The organism is Nocardia sp. CA-145437 (assembly GCF_050956485.1).
In the GTDB taxonomy this organism is placed as follows: domain Bacteria; phylum Actinomycetota; class Actinomycetes; order Mycobacteriales; family Mycobacteriaceae; genus Nocardia.
On the sequence record NZ_CP191204.1, the window covers coordinates 3611203 to 3632908 of the forward strand.

Annotated in this window: 23 protein-coding genes and 1 riboswitch; of the genes, 7 read left to right on the forward strand and 16 right to left on the reverse strand. The window is 69.3% G+C overall.

Annotated elements, in window-relative coordinates:
• Window positions 1-17: 17 nt before the first annotated feature.
• Together ACQPYY_RS16805 and ACQPYY_RS16810 are read right to left on the reverse strand one after the other, a co-directional pair.
• The gene (locus tag ACQPYY_RS16805) at window positions 18-566 is read right to left on the reverse strand and encodes a YdeI/OmpD-associated family protein (RefSeq protein WP_433594454.1); all 549 of its coding nucleotides are present in this window, start codon (window positions 564-566) and stop codon (window positions 18-20) included.
• 45 nt (window positions 567-611) lie between these two features.
• The gene (locus tag ACQPYY_RS16810; protein ID WP_433594455.1) at window positions 612-2018 is read right to left on the reverse strand and encodes an MFS transporter; all 1407 of its coding nucleotides are present in this window, start codon (window positions 2016-2018) and stop codon (window positions 612-614) included.
• A gap of 159 nt (window positions 2019-2177) precedes the next feature.
• Between ACQPYY_RS16810 and ACQPYY_RS16815 the strand changes: the two genes are divergently transcribed.
• From ACQPYY_RS16815 to ACQPYY_RS16825, 3 genes are all read left to right on the forward strand, one after another.
• Complete coding sequence (locus tag ACQPYY_RS16815) at window positions 2178-3074, forward strand: LysR family transcriptional regulator (protein ID WP_433594456.1); 897 nt, start codon at window positions 2178-2180, stop codon at window positions 3072-3074.
• Window positions 3075-3184: 110 nt separating this feature from the next.
• Window positions 3185-4423 carry a serine hydrolase domain-containing protein gene (locus ACQPYY_RS16820; RefSeq protein ID WP_433594457.1) on the forward strand — a complete coding sequence of 413 codons (1239 nt, stop codon included), beginning with the start codon at window positions 3185-3187 and terminating at the stop codon, window positions 4421-4423.
• 49 nt (window positions 4424-4472) lie between these two features.
• A complete protein-coding gene (locus ACQPYY_RS16825; protein WP_433594458.1) occupies window positions 4473-5570 on the forward strand; it encodes an amidohydrolase family protein in 1098 nt (365 codons plus the stop codon).
• A gap of 161 nt (window positions 5571-5731) precedes the next feature.
• Here the strand turns inward: ACQPYY_RS16825 and ACQPYY_RS16830 are convergent, their stop codons facing one another.
• From ACQPYY_RS16830 to ACQPYY_RS16850, 5 genes are read right to left on the reverse strand one after another with little or no spacing between them, the layout of a single operon-like run.
• Window positions 5732-6793 carry a DNA polymerase domain-containing protein gene (locus ACQPYY_RS16830; RefSeq protein ID WP_433594459.1) on the reverse strand — a complete coding sequence of 354 codons (1062 nt, stop codon included), beginning with the start codon at window positions 6791-6793 and terminating at the stop codon, window positions 5732-5734.
• Entirely contained in the window at window positions 6790-7890 is a 1101-nt protein-coding gene (locus ACQPYY_RS16835; RefSeq protein ID WP_433594460.1) for an ATP-dependent DNA ligase, read from the reverse strand. Before ACQPYY_RS16835 ends, ACQPYY_RS16830 begins: the two co-directional genes overlap by 4 nt.
• 51 nt (window positions 7891-7941) lie before the next feature.
• Window positions 7942-8337 carry a cold-shock protein gene (locus tag ACQPYY_RS16840; protein WP_379099083.1) on the reverse strand — a complete coding sequence of 132 codons (396 nt, stop codon included), beginning with the start codon at window positions 8335-8337 and terminating at the stop codon, window positions 7942-7944.
• 43 nt (window positions 8338-8380) lie between these two features.
• Entirely contained in the window at window positions 8381-9487 is a 1107-nt protein-coding gene (locus ACQPYY_RS16845; protein ID WP_433594461.1) for an SPFH domain-containing protein, read from the reverse strand.
• Window positions 9488-9531: 44 nt separating this feature from the next.
• The gene (locus tag ACQPYY_RS16850; protein WP_379099087.1) at window positions 9532-9750 is read right to left on the reverse strand and encodes a hypothetical protein; all 219 of its coding nucleotides are present in this window, start codon (window positions 9748-9750) and stop codon (window positions 9532-9534) included.
• Window positions 9751-9982: 232 nt separating this feature from the next.
• Here ACQPYY_RS16850 and ACQPYY_RS16855 point away from each other — a divergent pair, with 232 nt between their 5' ends.
• Window positions 9983-11512: a DHA2 family efflux MFS transporter permease subunit gene (locus ACQPYY_RS16855; RefSeq protein ID WP_433594666.1), complete on the forward strand. Its 1530-nt coding sequence runs from the start codon at window positions 9983-9985 to the stop codon at window positions 11510-11512.
• A 58-nt stretch (window positions 11513-11570) separates the two neighbouring features.
• Here the strand turns inward: ACQPYY_RS16855 and mraY are convergent, their stop codons facing one another.
• Window positions 11571-12656 (reverse strand): phospho-N-acetylmuramoyl-pentapeptide-transferase, encoded by a 1086-nt coding sequence (mraY, locus tag ACQPYY_RS16860; protein ID WP_433594462.1) that lies wholly within the window; start codon window positions 12654-12656, stop codon window positions 11571-11573.
• A gap of 84 nt (window positions 12657-12740) precedes the next feature.
• On the opposite strand from mraY, the gene ACQPYY_RS16865 reads away from it, so the two are divergent.
• Together ACQPYY_RS16865 and ACQPYY_RS16870 are read left to right on the forward strand one after the other, a co-directional pair.
• Complete coding sequence (locus tag ACQPYY_RS16865) at window positions 12741-13580, forward strand: helix-turn-helix transcriptional regulator (RefSeq protein ID WP_433594463.1); 840 nt, start codon at window positions 12741-12743, stop codon at window positions 13578-13580.
• An 87-nt stretch (window positions 13581-13667) separates the two neighbouring features.
• The gene (locus ACQPYY_RS16870) at window positions 13668-14432 is read left to right on the forward strand and encodes an SDR family NAD(P)-dependent oxidoreductase (RefSeq protein ID WP_433594464.1); all 765 of its coding nucleotides are present in this window, start codon (window positions 13668-13670) and stop codon (window positions 14430-14432) included.
• Between the two features lie 6 nt (window positions 14433-14438).
• On the opposite strand, the gene ACQPYY_RS16875 is transcribed toward ACQPYY_RS16870, so the two are convergent.
• The 3 genes from ACQPYY_RS16875 to ACQPYY_RS16885 all read right to left on the reverse strand — a co-directional run bounded on the left by ACQPYY_RS16875 (window position 14439) and on the right by ACQPYY_RS16885 (window position 16716).
• Window positions 14439-15152 carry an MgtC/SapB family protein gene (locus ACQPYY_RS16875; RefSeq protein WP_379099099.1) on the reverse strand — a complete coding sequence of 238 codons (714 nt, stop codon included), beginning with the start codon at window positions 15150-15152 and terminating at the stop codon, window positions 14439-14441.
• A gap of 220 nt (window positions 15153-15372) precedes the next feature.
• Window positions 15373-15546, reverse strand: a riboswitch (M-box (ykoK) riboswitch).
• Between the two features lie 93 nt (window positions 15547-15639).
• Window positions 15640-16260: a TetR/AcrR family transcriptional regulator gene (locus ACQPYY_RS16880; protein WP_433594465.1), complete on the reverse strand. Its 621-nt coding sequence runs from the start codon at window positions 16258-16260 to the stop codon at window positions 15640-15642.
• Between the two features lie 57 nt (window positions 16261-16317).
• Window positions 16318-16716 (reverse strand): hypothetical protein, encoded by a 399-nt coding sequence (locus ACQPYY_RS16885; protein WP_433594466.1) that lies wholly within the window; start codon window positions 16714-16716, stop codon window positions 16318-16320.
• Window positions 16717-17285: 569 nt separating this feature from the next.
• On the opposite strand from ACQPYY_RS16885, the gene ACQPYY_RS16890 reads away from it, so the two are divergent.
• A complete protein-coding gene (locus ACQPYY_RS16890; protein ID WP_433594467.1) occupies window positions 17286-17915 on the forward strand; it encodes a hypothetical protein in 630 nt (209 codons plus the stop codon).
• Window positions 17916-17944: 29 nt separating this feature from the next.
• Here ACQPYY_RS16890 and ACQPYY_RS16895 read toward each other — a convergent pair whose 3' ends face one another.
• The 5 genes from ACQPYY_RS16895 to ACQPYY_RS16915 all read right to left on the reverse strand — a co-directional run bounded on the left by ACQPYY_RS16895 (window position 17945) and on the right by ACQPYY_RS16915 (window position 21702).
• Complete coding sequence (locus tag ACQPYY_RS16895) at window positions 17945-18259, reverse strand: transcriptional regulator (protein ID WP_433594468.1); 315 nt, start codon at window positions 18257-18259, stop codon at window positions 17945-17947.
• Window positions 18256-18720, reverse strand: a complete 465-nt coding sequence (locus ACQPYY_RS16900) for a hypothetical protein (RefSeq protein ID WP_433594469.1) — start codon at window positions 18718-18720, stop codon at window positions 18256-18258. Before ACQPYY_RS16900 ends, ACQPYY_RS16895 begins: the two co-directional genes overlap by 4 nt.
• A gap of 67 nt (window positions 18721-18787) precedes the next feature.
• Window positions 18788-20656, reverse strand: coding sequence for a Na+/H+ antiporter (locus ACQPYY_RS16905; protein ID WP_379099110.1), 1869 nt, complete (start codon window positions 20654-20656; stop codon window positions 18788-18790).
• Window positions 20657-20710: 54 nt separating this feature from the next.
• On the reverse strand, window positions 20711-20986 hold the full coding sequence (locus ACQPYY_RS16910; protein WP_357082128.1) for a hypothetical protein: 276 nt from the start codon (window positions 20984-20986) through the stop codon (window positions 20711-20713).
• Window positions 20987-21093: 107 nt separating this feature from the next.
• A complete protein-coding gene (locus tag ACQPYY_RS16915; protein ID WP_379099113.1) occupies window positions 21094-21702 on the reverse strand; it encodes a hypothetical protein in 609 nt (202 codons plus the stop codon).
• Window positions 21703-21706 lie beyond the last annotated feature (4 nt).

Below are 21706 nucleotides of genomic sequence, written 5' to 3' on the forward strand. Positions count from 1 at the left end.
CCCGGAATCAGCCGGTGTCACCGGCTTTCGAGCTCGTTCACAGCCTTCTCCAGCCGGGAAGCCCGTGTTTTCGCCGTTCTCGTGCGCACCACGTCCAACACGATCAGATACTGGCCCGTCCGGTCCAGCGCCTCGAACGCGGCCCGGGCCCGCGGCCGCGCCGCCAACGCCGCCGCCAAATCCTCGGGCACCGTGAAGTTCGCCTGCGACGGATACGCCGCCGCCCACCGCCCGTCCGCGCGCGCCGCCGCCACCTCCGCCAGCCCAGGCCCGCGCATCCGCCCCGCCGCCGTCAACGCCGCCACCTTGTCGACATTCACCTGCGACCAGAAACTCCCGGGCCGCCGCGGCACATACTTCTGCAGATAGAACTCGGCATCGAGACCCTTGCGCTGCCCGGAGATCCAGCCCCAGCACAGCCCAACATCCACCGCCTCGTCCTCGGTCAGCGACGCGATCCCGGATCCCTTCTTCGCCATCCGAATCCACACCCCCTCCGCGCGCGAGTGATTGACCTCGAGCCAGGCATCGAACGCCTCCGCGTCACCGAACGCCACCGAATCCATACCCGCCACTGTCGCAGACCGCACCGACACCACCGCTGATCGCCGCTACCGGGCCACCCGCCGCGACATCAACGCCTGCCCGAGCACGAGCGCACCCAGGACCAGCACCGCCACCCCGACCACTCGGAATCCGGCGTCCGCGCCCGAGACGAACGCCGCGACAATCGCATCGGAACGCTCGGGTGCGAAGCCTCGAGCCTGCGCCACGGTGTGCGCGCCGCCCGCGCGGACCTCCGGCGGGAGAGCGGCGACGAAACGGGAGGTCAGGACGGTGCCGATCACCGCAACACCCAACGCGCTCCCGAATTCGCGGGTCGTGGCCTGCAATCCCGCACCCACCCCGGCCAGCGACTGCGGCAATGCGCCGGTGATCGCCGCCGACAAGGTCGGAAGAGCCAGCGTCACACCGATTCCGGTGACCACAAGCCACGCCGCGTACACCAGGTAGGAGGTGTGCGGGCCGGTGGTGGACAGGCCCAGCAGTCCGCCGCCGACGAAACCGAACGCGATCGCGATCGTGGCGTCCACCCCGATCCGCCCCGACAAGCGTCCGACATGGCGTGCGCCCACGATGACCGGAACCGTCAACGGAATGATCCCGAGCCCCGTGCGCAGGACCCCGAACCCCTTGGCGTATTGCAGGAACGAGGCGTTCACGTAGAACAGCGCGAACATCCCGAAGAACACCGCCGTCATCCCCAGGCAGGCGCTGCGCAGATCCGGTGACGCGAACAGCCGCGGATCCAGCAACGGATGCCGCACCCGCAACTCGACCACCGTCCACACCGCGAACAACACCGCCGCGCACCCGAACCCGGCGACCACCACGACACTGCCCCAACCCGCCACCGGACCTTCCACGATCCCGACCAGCAGCGCCACCGACGCCGCGACCAGCAACACCGTCCCCACCGGATCCAGCCGCCGATCGTGACGGCCCGACACCGGCGCGATCCACGCCACCAACCCGGCCAGCAGCCCCGCCAGCGGCGCCGCCGCCACGAACAGCCACCGCCACGACCCGCCCGAAAGCACCGCGCCGCCACCGACATTGCCCAGCACCCCGCCGATCCCGGTCATCGACGCCCACGTCGCGATCGTCGCGGCCTTGCGATCGGCGGGCACCGCGTGCAGCAACACCGCCAACGTGTTGGGCAACACCGCCGCGGCGCCCGCCCCCGTGATCGCCCGCCCCGCCAGCAATACGCCCACCGACGGCGCCAGCGCCGAGACCAGCGCGCCCACCGCGAACAAGCCCAGCCCGGCCAGCAGCACCCCCTTGCGCCCGAACCGGTCACCGGCCGCGCCACCGGGAATCACCAGGCACGCGAACACGATCACATAGGTGTCCACGATCCACACCAGCGCCGACGCCGACGGCCGCAGCGGACTCGCCGCCAGCATCGGGACAGCCAGATTGATCGCGGCCACCATCCCCACGACCAACACCACACACGCGCACATCAACGAGACGAGCCCCCGACGAACCACCGCGTTCGGCGCGGTCCCGGCTTGGGGGAGAAGGTTTGTTTGCATGCGGTGCACGCTATGGATCAGGTGTGTATTCGCGCGACGCAAGTTCGACAACCCAGAGTTGCATACGATGCAACAATGACCGAGCAGCTCGACCTGAACCTGTTGCGCGTCTTCGACGCCCTGCTCCAGGACGCCAGCGTCACCGCGGCCGCCGAACGCCTGCACCTGTCGATCCCCGCGACCAGCCGCGCCCTGGGCAGGCTGCGCCGCGCCATGGGCGACCCCATCCTGGTGCGAGCCGGGCGCGCCATGACGCCCACCCCGTTCGCGCTGCGCACCGCACCCCGCGTGCGGTCTCTGCTCGAAGAGGCCGCCGCCCTCATCAGCGCCGACCGCACCATCGACCTCGCGGCGCTCGAGCGCACCTTCGCCATCCGCATCAACGATGGTGTCGCCGCCACCCTGGTCACCGCCGCCGTCGCGGCCACCGCGGCCGCCGCACCCGGCGTGGTCCTGCGCTTCGTGCCCGAAGGCGACGAAAGCCTCGAAGCGTTACGTGACGGCAGCATCGACCTCGACATCGGCGCCGATACCGCCGCCGCCCCCGACATCCACACCGCCGAGCTCTACCGCGAACACCTCGTCGGCATCGTCCGCGCCGAGCATCCGCTGGGCCGCCACCGCCGCCCCACCCTGGCCCAACTCTGCACACACCCGCACGTGTCGGCGTCGCGTCGCGGCCGCGCCCGCGGCCCCCTTGACGACGCGCTCACCGCCGCGGGCCTGCACCGCCACGTCGCCGCGGTCGTGCCCACCTCCGCCCTTGCCGCCCTGCTGGTTTCGCACACCCCCTACGTCGGGCTGGTCCCGCACCGGCTCGCCGAACAGTACGGCGACACCTTGGGCCTGCGCTGGTTCGGCATCCCCGCGCCCCTCCCCGAAGTCGACATCCGGCTGCGCTGGCACGCCCGCCTCGACGCCGACCCCGCCCAACGCTGGCTGCGCGAGACCCTGCGCACCGCGCTGGGTTGACCGGGCGCGCAACCGTTCCCACATCACCGGTGTCGAAACCTCCCACCCCGCCCCAAAATTGTCCCAGACACATCTTGCCGGGGTGGTGGTGCCGCCGCTACCGTGGACCGATGACGACCCACAGCTCCGCCACCGCTGCCGGACTGCCCGCCGGAGTCCACGGCGCCGCCGACCCCCGATTCGATTCCGCCATACGGACATTCGCCCGCGTCCTGGCCGGACGCCGCGGCAACGGCGGCGCACTCGCGGTGTATCAGGACGGCGAACCGGTCGTCGACATCCACGCCGGCGCCGCCGACGCCCACGGCACACCCTGGACCGCCGACACCGGCGCCATGGTGTACTCCGCGTCCAAGGGTGTCTCGGCCACCGTGCTCGCGCGCCTGGCCGATCGCGGCCTGCTCGACTATGACGCCCCCGTCGCCGAATACTGGCCCGAATTCGCCGCCAACGGCAAAGCCCGCATCACCGTCACCGAACTGCTCAGCCACCGCGCCGGACTCTCGAGCCTGCCCGCCGTCACCCCCGACGAAGTCCTCGACCACGAACTCATGGAACAACGCCTCGCGGCCGCGAAACCCGATCACCTGCTGGGCAAACCGATCTACCACGCGCTCACCATCGGCTGGCTCATGGCCGGCCTCGCCCGGGCCATCACCGGCCACGACATGACCCGCCTCTACCGCAGCGAGGTCGCCGAACCCCTCGGCGTCGACGGCATCCACCTGGGCCGCCCACCCGCCGGATCCCGCACCCGCCCCGCCGACCTGGTCGGATCGCTGAAGAACCTGGCCGAGCACACCATTCCGGGCCCGGTCGCCACCGCCGTCCCGCAACTGCCGCGCCTGCTGCGATCCCCGATCTCCTCCATCTACGTCCCCGGTCTGGAATCGATCTTCCGCGGCGACCGGCCCGCTATCCTCGACACCGCCCTGCCCGCCGGCAATGCGGTGTGCACCGCGCCCGCCCTGGCCAAGATGTACAGCGCCCTGGCCGGCGGCGGCACCGTCGACGGCCGCACCTACCTGTCGCCGGAAACCGTTCGGGGCCTGCAACGCATCCGCACCTACCAACTCGACCGCGCCCTGGTCATCCCGTTCTGGCACGTCGGCTACCACAGCTTCCCGTCCCCGCACGCCCCGCGCGGCTACGGGCACATGGGCCTGTTCGGGTCGATGGGCTGGGCCGACCCCGACTCCGGTGTCGCCGTCGGGTTCGTGCACAACCGCATGTCCGCGGGCTGGAGTCCGGTCGACCAAACCCTGTTCGTGGCCCTGCTGCACCTGATCCTGCGCGGCGCCCGCCAACCCGCCGCGCTCGCCGAGCAGCGCACCGCCGGAGCCGCCTGACCCGCGAGTCGATCTTGCCCACTGCTGCAACGGGTTCTAGATTGGCTGCATGCAGGGGGAGCCGAACCACAAGCTGGCCATCCGTCACGTCCGAATCTTCGACGGCCACACCATCACCGCACCGACCACCGTCGTCATCGACGGCACCGTCCTGGGAACCGACCCCGTCGGCGCCGAGACCCTCGACGCCGACGGGGCCGTCCTCATTCCGGGCCTCATCGACGCCCACGTCCACCTCGACAGCCCGCACGCGCTGGATGCCTATGCCGCCCACGGCGTCACGACCGCCCTGGACATGGGTTCGGTCGACACCGCCCTGATCGAGCGGGCGCGCGCCCGCACCGCCACGACCACCGTGCGCTGCGCCGGAGCGCCGATCATCGGTTCCGCCGGCGTGCACGCCCACGTCCCCGGCATCGCCGACGTCGGCATCATCCGCCACCCGGACCAGGCCGAAGCCATGGTGGCGCAACGCGTCTCGGCCGGTAGCGACTACATCAAGCTGATCCTGGAAGCCCCCGGCGAAGGCGGACCCGACACCGACACCGCCAAGGCCGTCGTCACCGCCGCCCACGCTCGCGGCCTGACCGTCGTCGCCCACACCTCCACCCCCGGCGCGTACGCCATGGCCATCGACGCCGGCGTCGACGCCCTCACCCACGTCCCCATCGGAGCCCGCCTGCCCGCCGCCGACATCGACCGCCTGGCCACCGGCGCCCACGTGGTGATCCCCACCCTCGTCATGATGGAAGGCGTCGCCGAAATCCACGGCGTCGCACAGTATTTCCCCGTCTCTCTGAAAACCGTCGGCGCCCTCCACGCCGCGGGCGTCCCCATCCTCGCGGGCACCGACGCCAATCAGATGCCCGGCATCCCCTTCCACCCGCCCCACGGCGCGAGCCTGCACCACGAACTCGAACTCCTCGTCCGAGCCGGTCTCACCCCCGCCGCCGCTCTCAACTCCGCCACCACCCTGCCCGCCCGCCACTTCGGCCTCACCGACCGCGGCGCCATCACCCCCGGCCTGCGCGCCGACCTGATCCTGCTCGACGCCGACCCGCTGGCCGACATCACCGCCACCCGCGCCATCCGCAAGATCTGGTGCGCAGGCACCGAACACGCCCCCGCGCAGACACTCTCGGCCTAGCCCGTGTCCGCGACCCGTCGGCGTCGCACCCGCATGTGGTCAGCCTTCCTCGTCGGATCGGCCGTGACCGTCGCCCGGTGTGTCGACCGCCATGGTGTCGTTCACCCGATCGGTGAGCCGCTCGAACGTCAACGCCGCCTGGCTGTGAGGATGCGGTACCGCTAGTCGGCGTCCTTGCGGGCCTTGCTGGGCTGCACGCGCGGCGGCTCATCGGGCATCTTCGGATACACCGGCGGCCACGGGGCGTCCATCAAGCCCGCGGCCATGTCCTTGTCCGACATCTCCAGCAGCGGAGTCAGCGACTGCGGGGTGCGATCGGCCCACGGGTCGCCCAGTTCGGCGACGCGGGCGGGCACGGTGGCGATCGTGAGGTCGTCGGGAACGATCGTGGCCAGCTCGTCCCACGAGATCGGGGTGGAGACCTGCGCGCCGACCTTCGGGCGGGCGCACCACGCACCGAAAACCGTTTTGTGCGGGGCATTCTGGTTGAAATCGACGAACACCCGCGAACCGCGCTCCTCTTTCCACCACGCCGCGGTGATGTCGTCGGGGTGGCGGCGTTCGAGTTCACGAGCCAGCGCGACCGCGGCGGCACGGACCTGGTAGCCGTCCCAGTTCGGTTCCAGCATCGCGTACAGGTGCAGACCGCGCGAACCGGACGTCTTCACCCGCACATCGATACCCAGTTCCGTGCACAACTCGCGGGTCGCGAACGCCGCGGCACGCAGATCGTCGAAACCGATGCCGGGGGAGGGATCCAGATCGATGCGCAGCTCATCGGTGACGCCGGTCGGCGGCAGCACGTTCCCGGCCGCGTCGAGCACCGGCGGGAACGTGGACGCCGCCTCGGCCCCGGCATGGGTGGGCCAGACGTGGAAACCCAAGCAGCCCAGATTGACCGCCCACACGATGTGCGCCATATCGACCGCGACCAGCGCGTCGCTGGTGGTGCCGTTCGGGGTGGACACGACCGTGGTCTGCAACCAGTCCGGCGCCGAGGACGGGACACGCTTCTGGAACCACGACTTGCCCGACGCCCCGTCCGGGTAGCGCTTGAGCAGCACCGGCCGCCCGCCGATGGTCCGCATGATCGGATCGGCGACGGCCAGATAGTAATTCACCAGATCCAGCTTGGTGTCCCCGCGCTTGGAGAAGTACACCTTGCCCGGATTCGACACCGGCACCGTGCGCCCGGACACCTCGATCTGCACCGAATCACTCACCGCGCGGTCCCTTTCGAATTTCTGGCCTCGGCGAAGATGTCGGCCAGCTCGGCGGGCGCGACCTCGTCGAGCTGAGCGTAGGTACACGAGTCGGGGGTGCGGTCGGTGCGGAACCGCACCAGCCGGCCGCCGTGGCGGAAACGCCCGGCCATCACATGCTCGTAGCGCACCTCCGCCACCAGCTCCGGCCGCAACGCCTCCCACGACAGATCCTTGCCGCCGGTCCAGCGGCTCACCCCGCCCGGCATCTTCCCGTCGGCCTTGGCCTGTGCGGCGGCATCGGCCCAGGAACGCCACGGATGGTTGTCCAGGGCGTGCTCGCGCAACGGGGCCAGCTCGTCGACCAGTTCCTTGCGCCGGGCCGCGGTGAACGACGACGCCACCCCGACATGATGCAGATTGCCGTCGTCGTCGAACAGGCCCAGCAGCAGCGACCCGACCCCTTGGCCGTCCTTGTGCCAGCGGAACCCGGCCACCACGCAATCGGCGGTCCGCTCATGCTTGATCTTGAGCATCACCCGCTTGTCCTGCAGATACGCCAGATCCGATGCCTTGGCCATCACCCCGTCGAACCCCGCGCCCTCGAACCGGGTGAACCAGTCCGCGGCGACATCGGGATCGTCGGTGATCGGCGTCAGATGCGTGCCCGGATGCGAGCCGTCCAGCACCGTTTCGAGCAGTGCGCGCCGCTCGGCGAACGGCCGCCCGGTCAGATCCTCATCACCCAAGGCCAGCAGGTCGAAGCCCACGAAACTCGCGGGGGTCTCCGCGGCCAGCTTCTTCACCCGTGACGCCGCCGGATGCAGCCGCTGCTGCAGCGTGTCGAAATCCAGGCCGTTCTCGGTGACGACCACGATCTCCCCGTCCACCACGCACCGCGGCGGCAGCGCCTGACCCAGGAGTTCCACCAGTTCGGGGAAATACCGGGTCAGGGGCCGATCATTGCGGGAACCCAGCTCGATCTCGGGTCCATCGCGGAACACGATGCAGCGGAAGCCGTCCCATTTCGGTTCGAACCGCAACCCCGGCTCCCGGGGCAGCTCCGACACCGATTTGGCCAGCATCGGTTTCACCGGCGGCATGACGGGCAACAGCACACGGCCTCCTCGGTTCGCGGCGGATCCGAGACCGATCGTAATGCGAACCGGTCAGTTTTCGAGCCACCCGTGCGCGTCGGCGAACGAGGTGAGCCGATCCCGAATCGTGATGATCTCCGCCGCCGTCAACTGCGGCGAGGCATCCAACAGCAGTTCGGTGATCAACCGGCGATGCTCGGCCGCGGTCATCTGCCCCGCGGCGCGATGCTCCTTACCCTTGTGCCGCACCGGCGCCGCCGGCTGACCCGGCACCACCGCCAGATTGATCGCCTTCGGACCCCGATCACCCTCGGTCACATCGAATTCGAAAACCCGCCCCTGGCGCAGCTCGTCCTCATCCAACCCGATGTCGTTGACATGCACGAACACATCCGGGCCGCCGTCTTCCGGACGGATGAACCCGAAACCCCGAGAGCTGTCGAACGACACCAATTTCCCGATGGACACCTAAACACCCGCTCCTCGTCGCCGCGTCCCTCTGGCGGTCACTCTAGTCCGCGGGCTGATCATTGTTGGAGGAAAGTGCCTTTTGCAACGAATTGAAGACCGTCAACCCCTGGCCCACCATCCCGTTGACGATCTCCGACACCCCGTCGGGACCATTGAGCACCGTCAGATTCGCCTTCGACAGCCCGCTCGCGGCCTGCTTCACGATCTCGGGCAACTGCTCGATCAGCAGCTGATCGAGCGCGATCCGATTGTTCGACGCCGCCGCCTCGGCCTGGATCCGGGTGCGGTCGGCTTCGGCCTCGGCGAGAATGCGTACCCGATCCGCCTCTGCCAGAGCGGGTTTGACCACCTCGGCCTGCAACTGCTGCTCCCGCAGCTCCGCCTGCTTGCGCGCCTGCTCGGCCTGGGCGGCCAGCACCTCCTGCATGGCGGTGGCCTGCGCGAGCGGACCCGCCTGCGCGGCTTCGGCATTGGCCTTGTCGATATCGCGCTGATACTGCGCCCGCAGGATCGCGGTCTCGCGCTGATACTCGGCCTGCTTGCGCTGGGACTCCTGCTCGGCTTGGGCGGCCAGCTGGGCGGCGGCGGCCTGCGCGATCTGCGCGTCACGCTGCACCGCGGCATTGTGCGGGGCGGCCAGGGCGGAGATGTAGCCCAGATTGCCGTCGTCGATGTGCTGGATCTGGAACGAGTCCACCCACAACCCGATATTGCTCATCTCCACCTTCGAGGCCACCAGCACCTCGTCGGCCAGCTTCTGGCGCTCGCGAATGATCTCCTCGACCGTCATCGACCCCACGATCGAGCGCAGATGACCGGAGAAGATGCGCCCGGTCAGCACGCTCATCTCCTTCTCCTGCTCGGACAGGAACCGTTGCGCCGCATTGACGATCGACTGCTCGTCATTGGCGACCTTGAACGCGATCACCGCCCGCACGTCGAGCTGGATGGCCTGTTTGGTGACGCAGCGTTCACCGATCTCGGCCTCGAACATCGCCAGCGACAGATACCGCACCTTGCGGAACAACGGCACCACCCAGGCGCCGTGACCGATGATCACCCGGAACGGCGCGCCGCCGTCCTTGCCGTGACGGCCACCGCTGACCAGCATCGCCTCATCGGGATCGGGTACGTGATAACCCAGCATCGTGTATTTCCCCTCGAACGTGGTTCCCGAGCATTTCCGTTGAATCAATCGCCCGGAAGCGGGACCCACGCAACAACATCGACGAGACGGCCGGGATGAGCGGCGACCACCAGTACCGGCGCACCGGCGGGCAGCGGCTCGTCCGCGCGCGCGATGTAGAGCTCGGTTCCCCCTCGGATGGCGACCAGTACCTCACCGAGGGCTCCCGCGCCCCGGATCGGCGAGGTCAGCGTACCGGTCAGGCCCACTACCGGGTCGGTCATCGCGATGTTCTCCTCGCCGGGGGGTTCGCTGAAAACGCCAGCGTACGCGCGCGGAGTGTGCTGCTCGGGCCGCTGCGCGGTCGCCTCATGTTTGCTACTGCTCGGTATGATTCGCTTGTCCCACCTCGGAGCGACAGTCGCGCGGCAGGAAGGACCCGCTCGTGAGCATTCCGATCCACGCCGAGAGAAAAATGTGCTGGTGTCCGCACCGACCGGCTGGCAGGCTGAAGCGGTGACCACCCCTCCGGATACCAAGGCGGCCGACTCCGCCGACGACAAGCTGGACATCGGCGTCTTCAAAATCGCCGGTGTCGTGGTGCTCGGCGCCATCATGTCGATCCTCGACGTCACGGTCGTGACCGTCGCCATCCCCACCTTCCAGCACGACTTCGACACCACCTACGCCATCGCCGCCTGGTCCATGACCGGCTACACCCTCGCGCTGGCCACCGTCATCCCCCTCACGGGCTGGGCCGCCGACCGATTCGGCACCAAACGCCTCTACATGATGGCGCTGGTGTTCTTCGTGATCGGCTCGGTGCTGTGCTCGACGGCCTGGAACATCGAGTCCCTCATCGCCTTCCGCGTCATCCAGGGTCTCGGCGGCGGCATGCTCATGCCGCTGGGTATGACGATCATGACCCACGCCGCGGGCCCCACCCGCATCGGCCGCGTCATGGCCGTGCTCGGCGTGCCCATGCTGCTGGGCCCCATCGGCGGCCCCATCCTGGGCGGCTGGCTCATCGACTCCTTCAGCTGGCACTGGATCTTCCTGATCAACCTGCCCATCGGCATCATCGCGCTGGTCCTGGCCTACACGATCTTCCCGCGCGACAATCCCGAGCCGTCGCAGAGTTTCGACTTCCTGGGCATGCTGCTCGCCTCGCCCGGCCTGGCCGCCTTCCTGTTCGGCGTGTCCTCCATCCCCGGTGAGGGCACCATCAAATCGGCCAAGGTGCTCATCCCCGCCATCATCGGCGCGGGCCTGCTGATCGCGTTCGTCTTCCACGCCCTGCGCACCGAACACCCGCTCATCGACCTGCGGCTGTTCAAGAACAAGTCGCTGCGCTACGCCGTCATGACCATGACCCTGTTCGCCATGGCGTTCTTCGGCTCCGGTCTGCTGCTGCCCTCGTATCTGCAGCAGGTGCGCGGTGAATCCACCCTGGCCGCCGGTCTGCTCATCGCACCGCAGGGTCTGGGCGCGATGCTGACCATGCCGATCGCGGGCCGCCTGGTCGACAAGATCGGGCCCGGCAAGATCGTGCTCACCGGTATCTCCATCATGACGCTGTCGATGGCCGCGTTGACCCAGGTCAAGGCCGACACCCCCTACCCGCTGCTGTGCGGGGTGCTGTTCGTCATGGGTCTGGGCATGGGCTGCACCATGATGCCGACCATGACCGCCGCCATCCAGACCCTCACCCACGGTGAGGTCGCGCGCGGTTCCACCCTGATGAACATCGTCAACCAGACCGCCGGATCCATCGGCACCGCAACCATTTCCGTGGTGCTGACCACCCTGCTCAACCACCGGCCCGAAGCCAAGCTGGCCATCGGATCGCACTACGATCCGCGCATCTCCCAGCAGGTTCCGCCGCAGGTCCTCGCCGACGGCTTCGATCAAGCCGCCCAGGCGTTCGCCCACACCTTCGTGGTGGCCACCGTGCTGCTGCTGGCGACGCTGATCCCGGCGTTCTTCCTGCCGCGCACCAAACCGGCGACCCCGGCCGCGGCCGACGCGCCCGCGGTCGTGCACTGAGATAACACCGTCGAAAGCCCACCCGGAAACCATTGTCCCGGGTGGGCTTTCGCGTTTCTCAGCGTCGCGGCCCCGACGAGGCCAGGTGCTCGGCGTAGAAGAACAGCAAGCCCGTCGCCGCCGAGATCGCCGCCAGCAGCCAGAATCGGATGATCACCGTGGTCTCCGGCCAGCCGGTCAGCTCGAAATGGTGATGGAACGGGGCCATCTTGAACACCCGGGTGCGGGTGGTGCGGAACATGACGATCTGCAAGGCCACCGACGCGATCTCGGCCACGAACAGCGCGCCGACCGCGATCATCAGCAGTTCGGTGCGCGTGGTGATCGACAGCCCCGCCAGCAGCCCGCCCAACGCCAGCGACCCCGTGTGGCCCATGAAGATCTTCGCCGGAGCCGCGTTCCACCACAGGAATCCCACGCACGCCGCCGCGCCCGCCGCGCACACCACCGACAGATCCAGCGGATCGCGCACCGTGTAGCAGCCCGGCACCGCCCTGGTCGCGCACGCGTGCGCGTACTGCCAGAACGTGATCAGCACATACGAACCCAGCGCCAACCCCACCGAACCCGCCGCCAAACCGTCCAGGCCGTCGGTGATGTCGACCGCGTTCGACCAGGCCACCACGATGATGCACGCCACCACCAGAAACCCCGCGACCGCCAGGGACACCGTGGAGATGTCGCGCACGATCGAGATCTGCTTGCTGCCCGGCGTCAGCCCCGACCCGCCGCGGAACCGCAACGCCAACACCCCGAACACCACCGCCGCGCACAACTGGCCGACGATCTTGCCCGACGCCGTCAACCCCAGCGAGCGCCGCTGCGACAATTTGATCGCGTCGTCGGCGAACCCCACCGCCCCCAATGCCGTCGCCAACCCCAGCACCAGCAGCCCCGACGCCGACGCGCCCCGCCCGTCGAAATGCCGCCCCACCTGCGTCGCCGCCCCGTACCCGCACCAGATCGCGACCAGGATCGCCAACCCGCCCATGGTCGGCGTGCCCCGTTTGGACAAATGACTCGCCGGGCCGTCCGAGCGGATCGCCTGCCCCCACCGCTGCCGCGTGAACAGCCGAATAAGCAACGGCGTCACCGTGATCGACACCACCAGTGCCACCAGCGCCGCCACCAGAATCTGCCGCATCGCACCCCCCTCGAAACCCGAAATCCGGTCACATGCTAACCGCCGCCGGAACGAAAGGGGCCCCCGTGATTGTTAGCGTGAGATATGACCACCCCGGGTGCGCGCCGCGACCAACTGCGAGAGTTCCTGCGCGACAGACGCGCCCGCATCACCCCCGACCAGGTCGGACTTCCCACCGCCGGCCGCCGCCGCACCCCCGGCCTGCGCCGCGAAGAAGTCGCCGTCCTCGCCGGAGTCGGCGTCTCCTGGTACACCTGGCTCGAGCAGGGCCGCGACATCACCGTCTCCACCGACGTCCTCGACGCCATCGCCGCCGCCCTGCTGCTCGACGGCCCCGAACGCGCCCACCTGTATGTCCTCGCCGGCCTCAACCCACCCTGCCGCTCCGGCACCGCCACCGCCGGCATCACCCCCGAGACCCGGAACCTCCTCGACGCCTGGGGCCCCCGCCCCGCCGTCCTCCGCAACCGCTACTGGACCGTGCTGGCCTACAACGACGCTGCCCGCGCCGTCTTCGGTTACGAAGCCCCCGGCCACAACTGCCTCATCACCTACTTCACCAACCCCCGCTACATGGCCATGCCCCACCACTGGACCCGCGCCGCCCCCGCCGTCGTCGCCGCCTACCGCGCCGACTCGGCCCCCTGCCCCGACGACCCCGGCTTCGACGCCGTCATCACCGACCTCGCCCGGCGCAGCCCCGAATTCGCCGACCTGTGGTCCCGCCACGACGTCGGCACCCCGGCTCAAGCCGTCAACGCCCTCCATCACCCAGAAGTCGGCGAACTCCACTTCGACACCACCACATTGACTCTCGCCGACCGCCCCGACCAACACGTCGTCCTCTACAACCCGCGCCCCGACACCGACACCGCCGAAGCCCTCGACCGCCTCCACCGCCTCCGCCTCGCGCCACCCGCGTGAAACGGTGGCGGCCGCGCAAGGTGGTGGTGTCACACCCACGATGAGTGCGCACTGTTTACCCATGGCGTGGCCCGGCACGCTGAAGCCATGACGCACAACGGGATCCGCTACGTGAACAAGATCGCCCTCATTACCGGTGGCAGCAGCGGGATGGGGCTGGCCACGGCGCAGCGCCTCATTGCCGAAGGCGCGGAGGTGATCATCACCGGGCGGGACAAGGGTCGGCTGGACGCCGCCGTCGCCGAGCTGGGGGAGCGCGCGACCGCGATCCCCGGCGATGTCACCGACGCCGAGGATCTTGCCGCGCTGGGTCGAACGGTCGGCGAGCGGTTCGGGCGGCTGGACGTGGTGTTCGTGAATGCGGGGGTCGGGGCGTTCCAGCCGTTCACCGCTGTCACCGCCGAGGAGTTCGATCGGATCGTGGGCCTCAACTTCAAGTCGGTGTTCTTCACCGTCCAGCAGGTCCTGCCGCTGGTGTCGGCGGGTGGCGCGATCGTCATCAACGCCTCGTTCGCCACCTATCGGGGTGCGCCCGGTACCGCCCTGTACACCGCCACCAAGGCCGCGGTCGATTCCTTGGCGCGGACCCTCGCGGCGGAGCTGGCGCCCCGGGGGATTCGGGTGAATTCCATCAGCCCGGGCTACACCGACACCCCCGCCTTCCGTGCCGAGACCACACCCGAGACCCAGGCCGAGGCGGCCTCGCGGGTGGCGCTCGGTCGCATCGGCACCTCCGACGATGTGGCCGCCGCGGTCGCGTTCCTGGCCTCCGCGGACGCCTCCTACATCACCGGCCAGGACCTGCTCGTCGACGGCGGGCTCACCACCGTCATTCCCTCGGCCATGGTCTGAAGCGGCTCACTGCTCGGTTTCCACCGGCCGTGGCACCGTGCGCCAGCCGACGCTGGTCACCGCCGGCTCCAGGCTCAGACGGCTCACCGCGGACTCCATCTGGCGATCGTCGCGACGATCGCCGGTGAGCTCGGCCCGCACCTGCACCCGCCCCGGGGACGTGTCGTGACTCGAGATGGACACCAGCCGCAAGTCGGTGCGCGTCAACGACTGCACCAGCAACGCCCGCACCTGCGCCTCGTGCGCGTCGTCGGTGTCGGCGTGGAAGGCGTACAACGCGTCCTGGGCGTCGGTGCCGTCGGCGAGCGGACGGTCCACCGATCGGGCGACCGTGCGCAGCGCGGTATTGACCACCACCACCGCGACCGTGCCCGCCGCGGCCGTCGAGTACATGCCCGCACCCGCCAGCGCGCCGACCGCGGCCGAACACCACAGCGTGGCAGCGGTATTGAGGCCGCGGATATTGAACCCGTCGCGCAGGATCACGCCCGCGCCCAGGAAGCCGATACCCGAAACGATCTGCGCCGCAACGCGGGTCGGGTCGGCGGTGGCGCCGTTGAAGCCGTGCGCGGACAGCAGCACGAACAGGGTCGCACCGGCGGCGACCAGTGCGTTGGTGCGCAGCCCGGCCATGCGGGCCCGGAACTGGCGCTCGAACCCGATGATCGCGCCCAACCCGACGCCGGTGGCCAGGCGGAGCAGCATTTCCCAGGTGGTCATCTCGATCTCCCAGCGGATGACGGCGCACTCGGAAGTGGACGCTACCGGGTGCGCGGCAGCGGCCTGAGGATAAGCGGAGTGTCGCCTGGTGAACGATTGGCTAACGGAACTCGGTCCGGTCCATCGGGCACGACCACCACCTCCTCGGCACACGCGCGCAACGCGACCATCGGGTCGCGTCCATGCCGGGGGAGTGGGACCGGCGGGGAATCGCCGGCACGGGTACCACCCCTCGTAAGACCTTCAGCACTCCACGGCGTAACCCGCCACCAGGGCGGGAGCCGGTCGGGGCATCCCCTTAGCTCGGGGAAGCCTGTCCTGATCCGGGGCGTCTCTCGACGTTCGGGATCGCCGGCCTGTATCCGTGAAGGAGCCTCAGCTAACGACGGCACCTTGCGTCAGCGAGTAAACACCCCGGCGCCGCGCCTCGCAACCCGATGTGACCGCGGTCGCCCGCATCCACGCCGCAACCGATCTGGTGGGAGGGTCAGGGATACATGCCGCGATAGGCGTCGATGGTCGCCACCAGATGGTCCACGATCTGATCGCGCGTGGCGCGCAGCGTGCCGTTGAGCCACGCCGAGAACATGCCCGCATTGCCGCTGGCCATGGTGACCGCGGCCAGCCGCCGCCGCACCGGATCATCGATGTGGGCGAACAGGTGATCCTGGATCAGGCGGGTGAAGGCGGGCATGACCGCGATCGTGGTCTGGCCCAGCCCCGTCGACGAATACGGCTCCACCAGGAACAGTCGCGACTTGCGCGGATCCTGCAGCACCTTGTCCACCAGCGCTTCCGACAGCGCGCGATCCCGATCGGGATCATCGGCGACCGCGAACGCCGTCATCGGATCCAGGAACTCGTCGGCGATCTGGCGGTAGAGCACGTCGAGCAGTTCGTCGCGGCTGGCGAAGGATTCGTAGAAATAGCGGTCGGTCAGCGTGGCGCGCCGGCACACCGCGCGCATGGTGACCGCGCCCGCCCCGGATTCGCCGATCAGGTCCAGTGCGGCCTCGAGCAGCGCGGTGCGGCGCGCCTCACGGCGTTCGGTGAGGGTGGTTCCGCCCCAGATGCGGGGCTCCTCGGCGGGAGGCTGCTCGGTCTGCACCGGGTCAAGAGTAATGCCCGGGCCCGGGTGTGAGCGCACACCCGGCCCCGGACCGGCTCACTTGGTGACCACGCACGCGCTGCCGAGGTTGATGCCGGTGCCGACGGTGACCGTCGCCCACTGCGAGCCGTTGTAGGTCCAGGCCTGCACGTAATGGGTGCCCGTGGAGGTCGGCGTCCAGCTCGAGGTGGCGGTGCCGCCGCTGCCCAGGCTGAACTGCTGCGGACTGAACGTCGCCGAGGCGCTGTCGTAGAGCCACACGTACTCGTTGGGGCTGCCGTTGACGGTGACCGTGTAGGCGCAGTTGGTGCCGTAGCCGCCGCCGATGCTGGTGCCGGTCGCGATGGTCACGCTGCTGACGTAGGCCGACGCGTCGGGCGCGGCGAGCACGAGCGCCGCGGCCGCGGCGAGACAGGTGGCGAACACGGACACGGCCGAGGTGCGTGAGCGGATCATTGTCGATCATCTCCCCAGATGAACGGGATGAATGAGAACCCTGCGACGCCATTGGCGCATAGAGGCAAGTGTCGGTGTTCAGCACCCGCGATAGGCGCGTATCGGACTACTCGGTGCGAACCGGTCACCCCGCCAACGCAATTCGCGATCTCCGGCAATCAGTCGGCTGCCCAGGTCCGAGGTCGAAAGGTGGGGGTTCCCCTAACAATCCCCTAATTCCTGCGCTCACAGCGCAATTCAGCTACTACATCGCTAACGTTCCGATTGTCCGAATCGCCGGGGTGACGAAGCGCAGACACCCACCGGTGATCGGACACCACGCGAGTCCTCTTCCCCGAGACTCGCCTCCCGCGTCCCCGCCGCGCAGCGGGCGCCGCGAACCCCGGCGTCGCCGGGCCGAACCCCGATCCCGGCCCGGCGACGCCGTCTCATAAGCGCCGATTCCGCCACAAGGACGGCGCGAATGCCGTGACGCTGCGATGATCGACCCAGTTTGGATTCAGTTCGGGTAGGCATTGCGAATCAACCTGTGCCGGTGGACTGTTCGAGGTGCAGAAGGATCGCGCAGGATGACCGCAAGCCGGTATGCCAGTAACTCCGATGTAGCCGAGCCTGCCGAGCCGTCGGGCTGGGGCCGACATCTGGGCGTCGGGGACGACATCGCGGACAGTCTCGGTTCCGGACAGCTCGGCGCGCTCATCTTCGCCCGAAAACTGGTGCGCTGCTGGTACATCGCGAACTTCCTGCTCGCGTCGACCCTCGGCTCGGGTGTGGGCCTGTTCGCCTGGGAGTACGGTCAGCGGACCTACGGCGACTGCACGGGCACCGCCACCTGCTATCCGCGCTGGGAGTTGCTGGTGCTCGGCGTCGGCTCCGGATTGCTCGCCGCGGGAGTGATCTTCCTGGCCGCGTCGTTGCCGTGCTTCTGGGTCGCCTACGCCATCCGGTGGTCGGCGCGCGCCATGGCCGACCGCAACGGCGGGCCCGAGCACTACGAGGCCGAGCACTACGCGGTCGCCGAGCAACACCAGTGGCACGCGGCCGAGCAGCCGACGCGCCGCCAGCCGCGGACCGAGGAACCGCCGCGCCGGCAGGCCCGGGCCGAGGAGCCCCAGCGCCGTCAGGCGCGACCCGAGCCGCCCCAGCAGCGCCGCCCCGCGCGCGGTGAACAGCCCGCCCGCCGCCCGGCCCGCACCTGACCAACCGCTCCCAGCCCATCGGCGGCCGCCTACCCGAGCGGCTCGCCGGGTGCGGTGGCGCCCGCGACGATCTCGCGCAACGCCGCGATATGCCCGTCGAAGGCGATGCGCCCGGCGTCGGTCAAGCGGGCCCGCACCTTGCGGCGACTGCCCTCGAGGCGACGCTCGGTACTGACGTACCCGGCTTCCTCGAGGGTCGCCAACTGCTTGGACAGCGCCGAATCCGACAGTCCCAGGCGCTCTTTGAGGAACGCGAACTCCGCCCAGTCGGCCGCGGCGAGCGTGGCCACCAGCGTCAGGCGCGTGCTCGGGTGGATCAGTTCGTCGAAACGGGCCTCGCTCACGCGCGCACCCACCGCCGTCCCGCCGCCAGCAGCTCGGGCCCGCCGAAACCGATGACCGCGGCCACCAGCAGCGCCGACCAGATGCGCGGATGCCCCGCCCCGTCGGCGTCGAGCGCGATCGCCGCGGCCACGGTCAGCGCGACCAGGCCCACCAGCATGCCGATCACGACCAGCGGCGTGCGCCGCCCGGCCACCTCGGCGCTGACCTGGACCCCGCCGGTGCGGCGGCGGCCATCGAGCAGCCGCGACGCCACCGTCGCGTGCCCGGCTCCGAACGCCAAGGTCGCGACCGCTGCCAACCAGTCCGGGCCCAGATCGCCCAGGGCTCCCAAAGCCAGCCAGCCGCAGGCCATTCCCCACCAGTAACCGCGGGGCAATCCGACTTCCGCGGCCATCTTCTGCCGCGCCTGACCAGCCGCGTCGAGTGCCGAACGCGCCTGCTCCGGAGTGATGCCGTCCATGATGACTCCTTACTTTCCTACTTGGAAAGTAAGACTCCACTTTCCCGCTAGGAAAGTCAAGGGTGGGTCAGCCCAGCAGTTCGTCCAGATAGCACCAGCGCCACGACTCACCCGGCTCCACACTGCGGATCACCGGATGCCCGGTGCCGTCGAAATGCTTGGTCGCGTGATTGCCCGGCGAGGAGTCGCAGCACGCCACATGCCCGCACTCCAGGCACATCCGCAGATGCACCCACACCAGACCCTCCTCGAGGCATTCCCCGCAGGCGTCCGGGGTATCGGGCACCCGCACGCACGGCGCCTCCCGCAGGTGCTCACACGCCCCCGGCGGCATCGGCGCCCGCAACCCCAGCCCGTCGTCGTCCTCGGCCTCGGTGACCCGGTCGATGGTGGACTCCTCGATGTCGAGGGCGGCCATCACCGCCTGCAGCACCTCCTGATCGACCTGCCCCGCGTCACGGATCCGCAGCACCGTCTCGCGCTCGGCCGCCAGCATCGCCAGGCGCAGCCGCCGGTACTCGCCGCTGGGGGTGACCCGCTGGGATTCCGAGCGGCCCAACAGCTCCCACGCCGACTGCGCCCGCACCACCACCCGGTTGCGCAGCGAGTCCACCACATCCGGCGGTGTCTCGGGCGCGATGTTCTCCTCGAGCGCCTTCAATCCCGCCGTCGTCGCCTGTTGCAGCAGATTCGCCTCCTGCAACAGGTCCTCGGCCCGGCTGGGCCCGCGCAGGCGCAGCATCCGCACCAGCCACGGCAGCGAGAGCCCTTGCAGCAGCAGCGTTCCGCCCACCACCACGACCGCCAGCAGCCGCAGCGTGTCCAGTTCCGGTGTATCGCCGGGCAGCAGCAGCGCCGCCGCCAGCGTCACGACGCCGCGCATACCGGCCCACGCCACCACCGCCGGTCCGGTCCACTCCGGCTTGGGTTTTCCCTGCCGGCGCCCCTCGATCTGCCAGGCCGCGTACGTCGCCGGGAACACCCACACCGGCCGCACCACGATCACCGTCACCAGCACCGCCGCACACGTCCACAGCAGTGTCGAATGCGGCAGATCGCTGTGCCAGGCGGCCTCCACGATATGGCGCACCTGCAACCCGATCAGCAGGAACACCGCGGACTCGAGAATGAACGCGATGGTCCGCCAATTGGTGTGCTCGGCGATGCGCGAGGCCGCGCTCTGCCAGTGCGGCGCACCGTGACCCAGGATCAGCCCGCACGTCACCACCGCGATCACGCCCGAGGCGTGCACCGACTCCGCGGGCAGATACGCGATCCACGGCGCCAGCAGCGACACACTGGTGTCCAGCACCGGATCGGTGATCCGGCGGCGCAGGAACGCCAGCATCATCGCCGCGGCCACCCCGATCAGCGCGCCGCCGCCGGCCGCGCCGATGAAACTGGCCCCCGCCTGCCACAGCGTCACACTGCCCGCCATGGCCGCGACCGCGGTCCGCAGGGTCACCAGCGCGGTCGCGTCGTTGAACAGCGACTCGCCTTCGAGCAGGGTCACGATCCGGCGCGGCATCCCCACCCGTCGCGCCACCGCGGTCGCCGCGACCGCGTCCGGCGGGGCCACGATCGCGCCGATCGCCACCGCCGCGGAGAACGGCACCGGCAGCAGCCAATACACCACCGCGCCCACCGCGAACGCGGTGAACAACACCAACCCCACCGACAGCAGCGTGATCGAGGTCTTCTTCGGCCGGAAATCCACCAGCGAGGTGCGAATCGCCGTCGTGTACAGCAACGGCGGCAGCAACCCCAGCAACACCAGTTCGGGCTCGATGTCGAACTCGGGCACGAACGGCAGATACGACGCGATTACCCCGGCCACGGTGAGCACGAACGGCTCACCCACCCCCAGCCGGCGCGCACCGGCCGCCAGTGCGACCGCGACCGACACCAGCACCACGAGTCCGAACGCCCACTCCACGTGATCATCGTGCCAGTCGCGGTGTCCGATTCCGGCAGCGGCACCGCAGATGGGTCAGTCGGCGTGGCCCGAACGGGACCGGGTGATCGCGAAGACCCCGATGCGCGCGGCCAGCGCCACCACCCACAGCACCACGCCGACCATATTGAGCATCGGACCGGCGCCGGTGTAGGAGCCGACCAGGATGGAGACGACACCCGCCGAGAAACACAGCACGGTGGCGGCATGACAGACGGTGAGGGTGATGCGCAGGTCGGTGTCCGGACCCGCGGCGCGCTCGATACTGATGGTGAAACTCCTGGCAACACTGTTGAATTCGGCCCCAGGCACCATAGCGTCCCGAAGCCGGAAGTGCAGAGTCCAGCAGCTCACCGTTCCCGCCGTATTCGCTTGCGGGGCGTGATGGCGGTGTTGCTCAACGGAATTCGCGAGTCGGATCAGGGGGTCTGCTTGACGCAGATCCAGGTTTCGCCGTCCTTGCGGGCCTCCACCTTCGGTGACTGGTATTGCCAAATGCACGCGATCTGCATGTCGATCGGGGCCTGGCACACCCAGGTGGTCTTGTCGATCACGGCCGGACGCACCTCATTGCTCGTCGGGTACGTCGCCTTGCAGTAGCCGGGCATATCCCGGATACCGCCCTTGGCCACCTGTTCGGGGGTGAAGCACATACCGCTGTAGGGGTCGTTCATCGAGAAGGACATGTGCAGACCGGTCTGCTTGTACTGCCAGTCGCACGCCTTGCCCAAATCGATGACCGCCTCACACGACTGGCCGTCGACCTGGCCGTACCCGTAGGAGACGCAGTACTGCGCCAGATCCAGCCCGCCGATCGAGGTGGACGCGGGCACACTCGGCGCGGTCGAGGACTGGGTGCGATCACCGACGACGTTGACGATCAACGGGGTGATGATCACCGCGGCGGCCACCGCCACCACGATCACGGCCAGCGCCCACGCCGGTACGCGCCTCAGCAACGGTGCGAGCACCCGTTGGGAGAATGGGGTCCACAGTGGCGAGAAGAACTGCGAGAACTGTTCGAGCACGAGC